General features: G+C 43.0%; 10 protein-coding genes. 7 read left to right on the top strand and 3 right to left on the bottom strand.

Annotation, left to right across the window (positions count from 1 at the left end):
• Window positions 1-96 precede the first annotated feature (96 nt).
• Window positions 97-1461, top strand: coding sequence for an aminodeoxychorismate synthase component I (pabB, locus tag R7D93_RS06035; protein WP_213868134.1), 1365 nt, complete (start codon window positions 97-99; stop codon window positions 1459-1461).
• A 365-nt stretch (window positions 1462-1826) separates the two neighbouring features.
• Here pabB and R7D93_RS06030 read toward each other — a convergent pair whose 3' ends face one another.
• Together R7D93_RS06030 and R7D93_RS06025 are read right to left on the bottom strand one after the other, a co-directional pair.
• On the bottom strand, window positions 1827-3527 hold the full coding sequence (locus R7D93_RS06030) for an ATP-binding protein (RefSeq protein ID WP_225495377.1): 1701 nt from the start codon (window positions 3525-3527) through the stop codon (window positions 1827-1829).
• A 7-nt stretch (window positions 3528-3534) separates the two neighbouring features.
• The gene (locus R7D93_RS06025; protein WP_005388282.1) at window positions 3535-4074 is read right to left on the bottom strand and encodes a heme NO-binding domain-containing protein; all 540 of its coding nucleotides are present in this window, start codon (window positions 4072-4074) and stop codon (window positions 3535-3537) included.
• 231 nt (window positions 4075-4305) lie between these two features.
• On the opposite strand from R7D93_RS06025, the gene R7D93_RS06020 reads away from it, so the two are divergent.
• The 5 genes from R7D93_RS06020 (at window position 4306) to R7D93_RS06000 (ending at window position 10452) form a co-directional block, all read left to right on the top strand.
• Entirely contained in the window at window positions 4306-4905 is a 600-nt protein-coding gene (locus tag R7D93_RS06020; protein ID WP_005376901.1) for a CoA pyrophosphatase, read from the top strand.
• 345 nt (window positions 4906-5250) lie between these two features.
• A complete protein-coding gene (locus R7D93_RS06015; RefSeq protein ID WP_005388284.1) occupies window positions 5251-6504 on the top strand; it encodes an aromatic amino acid transport family protein in 1254 nt (417 codons plus the stop codon).
• A gap of 97 nt (window positions 6505-6601) precedes the next feature.
• Complete coding sequence (locus R7D93_RS06010; RefSeq protein WP_005376899.1) at window positions 6602-7963, top strand: L-serine ammonia-lyase; 1362 nt, start codon at window positions 6602-6604, stop codon at window positions 7961-7963.
• A gap of 211 nt (window positions 7964-8174) precedes the next feature.
• Entirely contained in the window at window positions 8175-9890 is a 1716-nt protein-coding gene (locus R7D93_RS06005) for an EAL domain-containing protein (protein WP_138940463.1), read from the top strand.
• Between the two features lie 94 nt (window positions 9891-9984).
• On the top strand, window positions 9985-10452 hold the full coding sequence (locus tag R7D93_RS06000; protein WP_017636099.1) for a GNAT family N-acetyltransferase: 468 nt from the start codon (window positions 9985-9987) through the stop codon (window positions 10450-10452).
• 89 nt (window positions 10453-10541) lie between these two features.
• Here R7D93_RS06000 and queD read toward each other — a convergent pair whose 3' ends face one another.
• Complete coding sequence (gene queD / locus R7D93_RS05995; RefSeq protein WP_005376896.1) at window positions 10542-10904, bottom strand: 6-carboxytetrahydropterin synthase QueD; 363 nt, start codon at window positions 10902-10904, stop codon at window positions 10542-10544.
• A 293-nt stretch (window positions 10905-11197) separates the two neighbouring features.
• Here queD and R7D93_RS05990 point away from each other — a divergent pair, with 293 nt between their 5' ends.
• Window positions 11198-12823, top strand: a complete 1626-nt coding sequence (locus R7D93_RS05990) for a methyl-accepting chemotaxis protein (protein WP_025767294.1) — start codon at window positions 11198-11200, stop codon at window positions 12821-12823.
• Window positions 12824-13007 lie beyond the last annotated feature (184 nt).

The raw sequence follows: 13007 nt of genomic DNA, 5'->3' as shown, positions 1-13007 counted from the left end.
GGAGTTTGGCTATACAGAGGAATATGATACTCTTGCTGCCCATGACATGCCATGCAGTGAACGATCTCTTTGTCACAAATTACACAAATGAACAACATGGACAATCAATTCATTGATTTTAAAGCGTTGGAATACGCACCAGAGTTTGCTCTTCACCTTTTTTCTCGCATTCAACACCAGCCTTGGGCGATGTTGCTGCGTTCTGCATCAGAAACGCATATCGATAGCCGCTTCGATGTGTTGGTCTCCAACCCAATTGCAACGTTAGAAACCACTGCCGACAACACACAAGTTGAAACACCATCGAATGCCTATTCAACTCAAGATGACCCATTTGCGCTGCTTCATCAGTTGCAAGAACAGTGGCTTCCTCACGTAGAGTTAAATAAAGAATTGGATTTGCCTTTTGTCGGCGGTGCGCTCGGTTACTTCAGTTACGATTTAGGTCGCCGCGTAGAAACGATGCCAGAAGTGGCAGAAAAGGACCTCAACACGCCGGATATGGCGGTAGGTCTGTATGAATGGGCCGTTGTTGTTGACCACCAGCTAAAAAAAGCATGCTTAGTCGGTCAGAACATCGAGCAAGCTTGGCAATGGTTAAACGAGCAAAAAGCAGAACAAACCGTTGACTTCGCTTTGTCTGGAGCTTGGCAGTCAAACATGACGAAAGAGAGCTACGCCACTCGCTTTGACCAGGTGCAAGAATACTTGTTGAGCGGTGACTGTTATCAGATCAATTTGGCGCAGCGCTTTAACGCACCGTATCAAGGCAGTGAGTGGCAAGCGTATCTGAAATTGGAGTCCGCCAACCAAGCGCCATTCTCAGCGTTTATCCGTATGCCTGAGTCTTCGATTTTGAGTATCTCTCCAGAGCGCTTTTTAGAGCTCAAAGATCGCGTCATTGAAACAAAACCAATCAAAGGTACTCGCCCACGCAGCGAAGATCCAACGAAAGATAACGCTAATGCCCATGACTTGCAGACAGCGGAAAAAGATCAGGCAGAAAACCTGATGATTGTCGATTTGCTGCGTAATGATATTGGTCGAGTTGCATCACCGGGTAGCGTTCACGTTCCAAAGCTGTTCGATATTGAAAGCTTCCCTGCCGTGCATCATTTGGTGAGCACCATTCGTGCAAATTTGGATGAACAATACGCTCCTGCGGATTTGCTGCGAGCGTGTTTTCCAGGCGGTTCAATTACGGGCGCACCTAAAGTTCGCGCAATGCAGATCATTGAAGAACTGGAGCCGCATCGACGCAGCGCGTATTGCGGCAGTATTGGCTACATTTCACGCCATGGTCGTATGGACACCAGCATTACTATCCGAACTCTTGTAGCGGAACAAAACAAACTTTACGCTTGGGCTGGCGGCGGCGTCGTGGCAGATAGCGATTGCGCCTCTGAGTATCAAGAAACGTTGGACAAGCTTTCAAAGATTTTACCAGCGCTGCAATCGTAGATTTCAACCGCGGACAACGTCGCTTTAATGCTATTGACGAAAACAATCTAAAATGCCTCCAGAACGGATAATGCCGCTCGTTTAACAGCGAGTGGCATATTTCTGTATCTCATCACCCTGCACAGCGACGAAGGAGCGTGATACAGGTTCTTCTATTCAAGCACTTTGTGGTCAAATTTGTTTCATTATCCGCTCGGCGTGCTGCTACTAGATTCTTAGTCTAGCCAAGGCTCGCTAGAATGACCCAAAAAACATCGTTAAATGATCGGCATTATCCAGTGTGGTGCGTTTTTTTGTGTGTTTTATTTGCATGTACTTTAGCTTTTAGCCGTTGGCCAACAAACATACTTTTTAAGAGGCAGCGTCTACTGCTCAAGCCACTTACACATAATCTGTTCGATATCGGTTGCGGTGTACGGCTTAGTGAGGATGTCGTCCATGCCTGAATCAATACACTTTTGACGCTCTTCGATGGTAGTGCCAGCGGTTAATGCAATAATAGGATGAGTAAAGCCACGCTCTCTCAGATACATCGTCGCCTCATAGCCATCCATTTCTGGCATTCGGCAGTCCATGAATATCAGTTCGTAGTCTTTACTTTTCACCGCTTCTAATGCTTCTTTGCCGTTGGCTTTTAAATCAGGTGTAATGTCGAGTTTTTTCAGCATTTGAGTAACAATGACTTGATTCATTCTGATGTCATCAACCACTAATATTGAGCGTCCTGCTAAATCGCTTCGCTCTATGGTGACCAATTCCCCCTCTGCTGTGCCTTGTGCTTGCCCTTCCTCAAGAGGAATAGCAACTTTAAAAGTTGTCCCTTTGCGCTCTTCACTTTCAAAGCTAATTTGACCTTGCATCAAATCCACAAGGTTTTTACAAATCGCGAGACCTAAACCTGAGCCTTCAAAGCTGCGTTTCGCCGAGCGATCAACTTGGACAAATGGATCAAATAGTGACGGCTGTGCTTTTATTGGGATGCCAATACCAGTGTCTTCAACCTCAAAATAAGCCGTGCCGTTAAGCCATTCCACCCGTAACACGACGCCACCCAAGTGAGTAAACTTAATCGCGTTTCCCACCAAGTTAACCAAAATTTGTGTAATGCGCTCTAAGTCACCGACTAAAAATTCCGGGATCCCCAGCTTTTTGTCGATAGAGAAATGGATACGTTTTTCCGCAGCCTTAGCTGCAAATACACCCATGATGGCTTTTTCAAGTTCCTCCCAGGCAAAGACTTTATGTATGATTTCCATCATACCGGCATTCATCTTACTGAAATCAAGAAGATCATTAATGATAACTCTCAATAAGTCCCCTGATTGAGTCAGATTGCTCAAGTATTGACGCTGCTCTTCTTCTAATTGGGTTCGACTCAATAACTCCGCACTACCCAATACGCCATTGAGAGGAGTTCGCAGCTCATGGTTAATCATGGCGACAAACTCCTTCGTCGCTTTTTCTGATTCCTCAGCCCGCTTTCTCAGCTCGACCTCTCGCTCTAAACTTAAGTGTCGACCAATAACACCATGAACTAAGTCAGACACGAGCTCCATCTGTTTGGAAATAAAAGACTGATCGATTTGATCTTGCAACACAGAGAAAATCAACTCCCCAACCGTTTCCCCATCAATGATAACTGGCAAATGCAAATTCTCTCCCTGCCAATTAGGAGTGGTGAAAATCTCGTTGTTATGACGAAGCTGTAAGTGACCAAAGTGATGACGACGTAATGAGCTCAGCTTTGTAGCGTCAAGAAGCAAGTAAGCCGCAGAAATGATCGAGTTAGAAGTGAGCTGCTCAATAAAGCTCGCTATCATTGCTTCATCGAACGTGCTCGATAAAAAAGTACGACCGAACTTAATCAACGTGGCATCAATTTGCTCTTCAAACTCAAACTTACGAAGATCCTTTTTAGATTTCAGCTCCAGCTTTTTCAATGCAACACTGAGTTGCTGGTTGGATTCATATAACTCTAAGCTTTTCTGTTCCAACAGCTGCTCAGCTGCTTTTCTTGATGCAACTTCTCGTTTGAGTTTCCTTTCTAATGAGGAACTTCCCGTCATATCGTTCTTATTGAGCCTCTAACCAAAAACGTACTTTGCTGCCATCTTCTGACTGGTTTTGATGTTTGATATGAACTACCTCACCAAAATGTGCAGCACAACCTTTTATCAATCCTAAGCATACGTGAGACATACATCTTGCGCTGTGGTAGTCAAATACCAATTGGGATTGGTTTTCACTAATGAAATCAAATTGCGGAGGGTTAGCATCAGGATAGAGCTTCTTAACTTCGACATGAATAAAGTCTTCAACATGGCGAACAAATTGAAACGTCGTTTCACACTGTTGCAAACTGGCGTGACTAGGAATAGAGCGAAGTAAATTCAAAAAAACGCACTCTCCAAACACCTCTTGCAGTTGCTCGGGGGGAACACCAGATACTTTACTGAGATTCACGATCAACTTAACCAAGTCTTTGTGATCGTAACTACCAACAGCGGTGTAAACACCTTCATCGTTAGAAAGGTCGAGAACTTGGTCTAACACATCAAGACCGAATTTCTCTTCCACTAACTCCATGAACTCGGTGAAAATAATCCCTTTCATTGGCCAATACTTGCCCTATAGTGACGTCCTAAAATAAAGAATGGTGTATAACCTTATAAGTTTCAAATTAATATGTTCAAGCAGAGTGAGACACACAACACAAAGAGGGAAAGTGCTGGCGAGTGTTTTAATGCGAATGCTTTATTTGGTAACCAGTAACGATAACGCCATACGCTTTGCCGTCTTTGAGTATAATAGATAATGGTTAGGCACGATAAATAAGGACTCAGTTTGGTTATCGACAAAACTCATTTACTACAGAACTTTCAATTTCGGCTTCCAACGGGCTACCACAAAGAGTCCCTTGCACGACTGAAATGGATGAAAGAAAAGTCCCTGAGAGATGCGGCAGTCTTAATCGGTTTTGTGGAACGCGATGACGGGTTACAAGTCATTCTGACTAAGCGCGCAGCCCACTTACGCCATCATCCGGGACAAATCAGCTTTCCCGGTGGCAAATATGAGCAGGAAGATATTCAGCTCGTGAATACCGCTTTAAGAGAAACCAAAGAAGAAGTTGGGATAGAAGATGAGCATATTCATGTGTTTGGCCAACTGCCTACACTACCAACGATTAGTCAATTTAATGTGACACCTTTTTTGGCTTTTGTTTCTCCGGAATATAAAACGCATATTGACCCAAATGAAGTAGAGTCAGTTTTTGAGGTTCCTGCCAACCATATTCTGAACCCCAAAAAATTGTATAGCACCAAATTTGACCTAAAAAGAAGCAGTCATCGTGTATTTGCTATCCCATATAGACAGCATTTCATCTGGGGCATGACGGCACAAATTATCGAATCAATGCAAAAACATATTATTTCACATTAAACAGTTGTTGATATCGGTGCTTTTATAGGCGCGATCATTATGCGCATCAATATTAATAAAACGTTGCTTCATAAACATTCATTCACATTAGATTAATTTTCCATTTTCACCGCAAACGCTTGCGGTGAAATAAATTTATACAAACAGCCCTATTGATAAGTTTTTCTAATTTTACTCATTAGCAGAAATCACGAGTAGCACATCATTTTCGTGATAAAAAGCAGGTTTTTGACATATCATTCAATAAGCGTAAGCAATAAATGATTTAGATCTAATTTTCCTAGTGTAAAATCTTGCAAAATTACTCCCGACTTATTTCCTGTTCCCAAAATGAGTAACTAAAAAATGAATACAACTACTTCTGCGGTTTCTACCGCACAATCGTCTAGTAAGTTTTCTTACAAAGACTTTACCTGGTGTCTGTCCCTTTTTGGTACGGCAGTAGGTGCAGGTGTACTGTTCCTTCCTATTAAAGCAGGTGCAGGTGGCTTTTGGCCATTAGTAATCCTAGCCCTAATCGCAGCACCAATGACTTGGTTCGCACACAAATCTTTAGCTCGTTTCGTTCTTTCTGCGAAAAACCCTGAAGCGGACATCACCGACACAGTAGAAGAGCACTTTGGTAAGACTGGCGCAAACCTTATTACGTTCGCTTACTTCTTCGCTATCTACCCAATCGTACTTATCTACGGTGTTGGTATCACAAACACAGTTGACTCTTTCCTAGTTAACCAAATGGGCATGGAATCTATTCCTCGCTGGCTACTTTCTGGTGCGCTTATTGCTGCAATGACAGCAGGTGTAGTATTCGGTAAAGAGCTTATGCTGAAAGCAACTTCAGCAATGGTTTACCCTCTCGTGTTCATCCTACTAGCATTGTCTGTATACCTAATTCCTGGTTGGAACACTTCAATGATGGAAGTGTCGCCTGACTGGGGTGCAATGCCAGCTATCGTATGGCTAGCAATCCCTGTTATTGTGTTCTCTTTCAACCACAGCCCAATCATTTCTCAGTTCTCTAAAGAGCAACGTCGTGTATATGGTGATGACGCAGTTAAGAAAACTGACGCTATCACTGGTGGCGCAGCAATGATGCTGATGGGCTTTGTTATGTTCTTCGTTTTCTCTGTTGTACTTTCTCTGTCTCCAGAGCAACTAGCAACAGCGCAAGAGCAAAACATCTCTGTTCTTTCTTACCTAGCAAACGTGCATGAATCTCCACTGATCTCTTACATGGGTCCATTGGTTGCTTTCGCAGCGATCACCTCTAGCTACTTTGGCCACTTCTTAGGTGCGCACGAAGGTCTAGTTGGTCTAGTGAAATCTCGTTCAAAATCACCAGTAAGCAAGATCGAGAAGATGTCTCTAATCTTCATTGTAATCACAACTTGGATCGTTGCTATCGTTAACCCAAGCATCCTAGGTATGATTGAAACAATGGGTGCACCGATGATTGCGGCAATCCTATTCTTGATGCCAATCTTCGCAATGCAAAAAGTTCCTGCGATGGCTAAGTACAAAACTTCAGCACCTGTGCAAATTTTCACAGCAATCTGTGGTCTTGCTGCAATTAGTTCTGTAATCTACGGCGCTCTTTAATCACCTCTGCCCAGTGCAGTATGATTAATCCAAAAATATAACGATAAAATTAAGCCTCCCAACTCCCCTTGGGAGGCTTTCTTCTGAGGTAATCGATATGATTAGTGTTTTTGATATCTATAAAATCGGTGTTGGACCTTCAAGCTCACACACTGTAGGCCCAATGAAAGCGGGTAAAGAGTTTATTGATGATCTTCGTGCAATGGGAAAACTGCGCGACATCACTAAAATCACCGTTGACGTTTATGGATCACTATCACTGACAGGGAAAGGTCACCACACAGATATTGCTATCATCATGGGTCTTGCAGGCAACACTCCTGAGAAAGTTGATATCGATTCTATCCCGGGCTTTATCGCTCGTGTAGAAGAAACTGAACGCCTTCCTGTTGGCATGCACTGTCACACAGTATCGTTCCCACGTGAAGGTGGAATGAACTTCCACAAAACAAACCTAGAGCTACACGAAAACGGCATGCAGATCCACGCTTGGATTGATGACGAAAAAGCGTACTCAAAAACTTACTACTCTATCGGCGGTGGTTTCATCGTTGATGAAGAAAATTTCGGTAAAGAAGCTGAGAACCCAGTAAAAGTACCTTACCCGTTTACAACGGCAGAGGAACTGGTTAACCAATGCCACGAAAGTGGATTGTCCATCAGCGCACTAACCATGAAGAATGAGCATGCGCTTCATTCAGATGAAGAAACTCGTACTTATTTCGCGAACATCTGGCGCACAATGCGCGAGTGTATGGATCGCGGTATGAATGAAGAAGGTATTTTGCCTGGTCCACTGCGTGTGCCTCGCCGTGCAGCAGCACTTCGCCAGCAGCTACTTACTTCAGAAAAGACAACAAACGACCCAATGTCTGTTGTTGATTGGGTAAACATGTTTGCTTTCGCAGTAAACGAAGAGAACGCAGCTGGTGGCCGCGTAGTAACGGCACCAACTAACGGTGCGTGTGGCATCATCCCTGCGGTACTGGCTTACTACGATAAGTTCATCCAAACTGTGACTGAAAAAGATTACATCCGTTACTTTGCAGCTTCTGGCGCAATCGGAGGTCTTTACAAGCGTAACGCGTCTATCTCTGGCGCAGAGGTTGGCTGTCAGGGTGAAGTTGGCGTGGCATGTTCTATGGCAGCAGCAGGCCTTGCTGAGCTTATGGGTGGTAGCCCAGAGCAAGTATGTATGGCAGCAGAAATCGCAATGGAGCACAACTTAGGTCTAACGTGTGACCCAGTTGCAGGTCAGGTTCAGGTTCCATGTATCGAGCGTAACGGTATTGCGGCAGTAAAAGCAATCAACTCTACTCGTATGGCACTACGTCGCTCTTCAGCTCCAACTGTTTCTCTAGATAAGGTTATCGAAACCATGCTAGAAACAGGTAAAGACATGAACGCGAAATACCGCGAAACATCTCAAGGTGGTCTAGCAATCAAAGTGATTTGCTAACACGCCTTTCTGAATACCAATCAAAACCCGAGTTTATGCTCGGGTTTTTTTATACCCCAAAAACCCAGGAGAATGCGTTATCAGGACAAGTAAAAAAAACCTAAAACGTTGAATATATCCAAATATTATGGATATCTCAGTAAAAAATCACATCTCTTCCCTAGCTTTATTGATAACGTAGCCAAAAATTAAACTTGGAGCACATCAACACATGATTAGGTTTGAAATTGGAAACCAAATCTGCGTTTGCTTGTCCGAAAACGAAATATCTCTAGAGCTCAATCAGTCACTCCACCACTCCATTCCTGTCAACCCAAATGAGTACGCCATTCTGTCAACTATCGCCACATACGGCAGTTTAAATACGCCGATTAGTCAGCGGTTAATAGAAAGCAAAATCACTCAACAATACAAAATGACACTGCCTGAAAATGGCTTTAAAAACGCGGTGGCCGCTCTAAGAAAGAAATTTCGCAAGCTCACGGAAGAACATTTAACCACTAACAAAAACATTATCGAAAACATTCACCGGACCGGATACTTCATCCCTTTTACTATGCAAAACAACCATCAGAATGGCATCGAACATCAACAGAAGATCAATCAATACACAACCAATAGTCTTCGCAAAGCGCTTCGTATTTGCCTGCGTAATAAAAAGATCTATTCAGAAGCAATGTGGGTTGTGTTGATCACTGCGATCATTTTCTTTGCTATCTGTTACTACGCGATAAACAGCATCGTTAAACATAATTATCTGGATAACGCCTTCGAAATTGCAGAGAACCTTTCCCGCAGGAGTTGCTTTGCTAATGAAAGCGAACTGAAGTCACTATTTGATAATGTGAAGTTGGTGGAATCGAGCATGATGCTAGATCGTTTCAATATTCGATGCTTAGTCACTCCAGAAACCGTTGTCCCTGTCAGCAAAAAAGCGTTTGAAGAGTGGAGTAACAATAGCAATTACACGACCCAATCATTTGACTTAAATAACGCAACTGTTTTGGTTCGTGTTAAAAACATTAACTTATCCGACAATGTTGAAAATCATATTTCACGTTTTTTTCTTTCCGGTATGAAGCTATCAACGAATACCGGAACATCGTTAGAGATTGGTAACACCAATGAACGCTTCTTCAATTATCACGTAAAGAATAGTGGCTATAAAGAGGTGTATTACATCTCTGGACCGTTTCAAAGTATCATTCTACTGAGCTTACTTTTTCTCATTATACTGCGTCACCGCTCCCTACAAGCCTTTATGGCTTACTTGTGCGCAATTCGACAATTCAAAATAAAACTGGAACCGATTTATAACACGTCGGCACAAAAGATTGTGCACTACGAAGCCCTCTCCCGGTTTAAGGTAAAAAATACGCAACGGTTTATTGAAACACTGATCCGCAATGGATTGCTGCTAACTCATACCTTACTGGTGATTGATTCCATCTACACCAAACAAAAAGCGTTGCCCATCCCTATCAGCATTAACGTTTGTCCTTCTTTGCTGCGAGGGCGTAACTTTTCAATCCTATATAGAGAGCTATCTAATCGGGATTGCCGTTTGCTGACAATCGAAATCACAGAAAATGCATCGATGTATTATACCTCTGAGATTTATGGCAATGTCGCGAAACTAAAAGCACTGGATTGTAAAATCAGTATTGATGACTTTGGCACCGGCAATAATAATGTGGCGCTTATCAGCAAGCTGAATCCGGACTACCTCAAAATCGACCGAGAATTTGTTATTGGCCTAAAATCTGATGATAAAAAGATAGAAACCTTGCGTCAGTTAATTGCTATGGGCAATACGTATCGCTGCACGGTCATTGTTGAAGGCGTAGAAACGGCAGACAGTGCTCACTTACTCACAACATTGGGCGCCTATATTCACCAAGGTTATTATTACCCTCTTCATTGCTAGCTTTTCTTCACTCGGTTAGTTACTTAAAATAGATTTAATACTCTATAAAAACTCGTGGTGGCATAAAGGTATGCCGCCAATTTGTGATTGAGCGATGATTGCGATTAAACCCACCAAACTGAAAGATTTTTCAAGTTTGATGCAATTGGATGTGCAAGAAGAGCAAAAAGGATTTTTTACACCGTTTGAAATGGCTTATCAAAAACGTAGTAAGTCAGAGGCGTTCTTTACGATTTATTCTGATGATCTATTAGTAGGCTACCTTGTTATCGATAAAGGTTTCTCCCAACATGCGCCGTTTGCTAAACGATACGAACTGGAGCTTAAATACTTGATGATTGATCAACGTTTCCAACGTCAAGGGGTTGGGAGTGAGGCATTGCGTAAACTGTTCCTTTATGCGTATACCATTAACCCTAAAAGCACCTCTCTTTGCGCCACTGTCCCACAAAGTCAGCAATACGCTATCAGTTTTTTTGATGCGTGCGGATTCATTAATACAGAGGAAACAACATTGGGTGATAATGAAAAAGAATGGATTCTACGACACCCATTAAGCTAGCTGGTGAAGCATAATCAAAATTGGGCCATTCAGATACAACAAAGGCAAGCTTCTCGCTTGCCTTTGTTTAATGCTCAATAGAAAGTGACTTATTCGCCTTTGTAAATACAACCAGCTGTGCACGTTTCTTTGATTTCTACTTTACTTAGCAGTGGTAAGCTTGGCTTAAGCTGCTGCCAAATCCATTTTGCTAACACTTCGCTAGTCGGGTTCTCTAACCCTTCAATGTCGTTTAGGTAGTAATGGTCTAAGCGATTGTAAATCGGTTTAAATGCAGCTTTGATCTCTGCAAAATCCACTACCCAACCTGTATGTGGATCAACTTCACCTTCTACATAAAGACGAACAAGGAAAGAGTGTCCGTGCAAACGACCACACTTGTGACCTTCTGGTACGTGTGGCAAATGGTGTGCTGCTTCGAACATAAACTCTTTGTATAATTCTGTTTTCATCTTGATTCTCAGGCTTTAAAAAGACAGGCAATACTAAGGAATTCGCTGCCAAGAGACAAGCGTTACCCCATACAAGCGTAGCAAAAACTTCCGCTTGTTCCTGGCCTCTTTGCTATCACTCATACCAAAGCGCCGTATTTCTGTCACGCGCCAAACATTTGATTACACAGCACTCACATCACAATTACATATCCCCAACATGTGTGGGGTCACAATCATTCATTTCGTTGTTCGCAGTGCGCATTTGTGCACATTAGTATTGTGCAGTTCGTTCCAATTACACTTATAAATTTATGCGCTCAACTATCACTTTTAAGCTCTTACTGGCGTTAATTGCTGTCTTCAGCTGCGTTCTAGCTGCCTCTACGGCTTACCAATACCATCAACAAAAAACCTTAATCAATGATGTTCTTAGTGAACAACTCCATGATAAGGCTAGCAATTATTTCGATAGCCTAAATATGATGATGCTTACGGGCACCATGTCGCAAAAAGAAACCTTACGTCAAAAAGCCCTGGCCCAAGAAGGCATTGAAGCAGTTCGCGTGTTGCGAGCTGATACTGTGACCAAACTTTACGGACCTGGGCAACAAAACCAGCAGCCTGTCGATGATATTGATCAACGAGCGTTGAATGGTGAACTGGTGATTGAACCAATCTCAGCCGATTGGGGCAAAGGGTTAGTAGTCGCGCTACCAATGAAATCGAGCGAAAATTACCGTGGCACCAACTGCGTTTCTTGCCACGTTGCACCAGCAGGAGAAGTGTTGGGCGCGATTCGCTTGGAATACAACATGAATCATGTCAATTCAATGATCAGTAAACAGGCAATGTTTGCGATGGGAATAATGGCCGTAATCGCATTTGTGGGCTTCATCATAACGATGAGTTTGATTCAGAAAATCATTGTACGACCAATTCAAAGAACGTCGAAATTCATGTCGAATGTGAGCCATAGCAAAGATCTATCTCAACGACTTATGCATCACCAACAGGATGAAGTGGGCCAACTTTCTACTGCAATCAATTCATTCATGGATACGGTCTCCGAAAGCTTAGAACGTGTGCAAGACACCTCTCACTCACTTGCCGACTCCGCGAGTAAACTAACTGCTGTCGCGCAGTCCACAGATAAAGCGGCCAATAACCAACAGCTAGAGACCAACGAAGTACAAAGTAATATCACCGATATGTTGCAGCAACAAACTGCGGTTGAGGACTCGACTAACAACGCTACTGTTTTGGTCAATCACACCGTTGATGTCGCCACTCATAGTGCAAGCCAAGCACACAACGTCAGTGAAGACATCAAACAACTAGTAAGTAACATTGATACCGTACGGGAAAAAATCAGCTCTCTAAATCAAAGAACCGAAGAAGTGTCGTCCATTCTTGTGGTTATTAAGGGTATTGCAGAACAAACCAATCTGCTCGCGTTGAATGCTGCTATCGAAGCCGCCCGTGCCGGAGAGCAAGGACGCGGTTTTGCGGTCGTCGCGGAAGAAGTGCGTAACCTGGCTTCTAGGACGGCTGAAGCCACTGGTAATATTGAACATATCATTTCTCAATTCCAGCAAGGAAGTGAAGAGTCATTAACTTCTGTTGATACCGTCTGCCAGTTTGCTCATCAACGCTCTGTCGATGTCGAGGCACTATCAGCCACAATGCATAACGTTGTTGACGAAATGCGCCAAGTGCTCAGACATGCAGAAGATATCCAAAACCAGACGCAAACCACATCTGATGTAAGTCAGCATATTCAGTCTAAAATAGATGTGATCACACTGCATGCTAACGACACATCGCAATCAGCATCGCACACGCGTGATATTAGTGTTGATTTAGAGCATCTATCCGAACGTTTAGAGCAATTACTAAACCAATTCACACTTTCAGAGCACAAAAGAGTGAATAAATAGAGAGATTCTCCCCATCAAAACGAATATAAAGGTTGATGCGAGCGAATTGACAGGTAATATGTCTCGTTGAATCTGTAAAATGCTACCCAACTCAGCGCTTAGCTTGTTTTTTAAACAATTTTGTTGTGAGACAGGCACTTTTAAGTGTTGAGTTGAATTTTTACCTCAATGGAGAATATTGAAA

It is taken from the genome of Vibrio sp. YT-15 (genome assembly GCF_033337445.1).
Classification (GTDB): Bacteria; Pseudomonadota; Gammaproteobacteria; order Enterobacterales; family Vibrionaceae; genus Vibrio; species Vibrio alginolyticus.
The sequence above is the reverse complement of the archived record's forward strand: the minus strand, read 5'-3'. Positions and strand labels throughout refer to the sequence as shown.

What these genes read in the sequence shown, in the direction of transcription:
- pabB (WP_213868134.1), top strand. Translation starts at nt 97, where the DNA reads ATGGACAATCAATTCATTGATTTTAAAGCGTTGGAATACGCACCAGAG.
- R7D93_RS06030 (WP_225495377.1), bottom strand. Translation starts at nt 3,527, where the DNA reads ATGACGGGAAGTTCCTCATTAGAAAGGAAACTCAAACGAGAAGTTGCA.
- R7D93_RS06025 (WP_005388282.1), bottom strand. Translation starts at nt 4,074, where the DNA reads ATGAAAGGGATTATTTTCACCGAGTTCATGGAGTTAGTGGAAGAGAAA.
- R7D93_RS06015 (WP_005388284.1), top strand. Translation starts at nt 5,251, where the DNA reads ATGAATACAACTACTTCTGCGGTTTCTACCGCACAATCGTCTAGTAAG.
- R7D93_RS06010 (WP_005376899.1), top strand. Translation starts at nt 6,602, where the DNA reads ATGATTAGTGTTTTTGATATCTATAAAATCGGTGTTGGACCTTCAAGC.
- R7D93_RS06005 (WP_138940463.1), top strand. Translation starts at nt 8,175, where the DNA reads ATGATTAGGTTTGAAATTGGAAACCAAATCTGCGTTTGCTTGTCCGAA.
- R7D93_RS06000 (WP_017636099.1), top strand. Translation starts at nt 9,985, where the DNA reads ATGATTGCGATTAAACCCACCAAACTGAAAGATTTTTCAAGTTTGATG.
- queD (WP_005376896.1), bottom strand. Translation starts at nt 10,904, where the DNA reads ATGAAAACAGAATTATACAAAGAGTTTATGTTCGAAGCAGCACACCAT.
- R7D93_RS05990 (WP_025767294.1), top strand. Translation starts at nt 11,198, where the DNA reads ATGCGCTCAACTATCACTTTTAAGCTCTTACTGGCGTTAATTGCTGTC.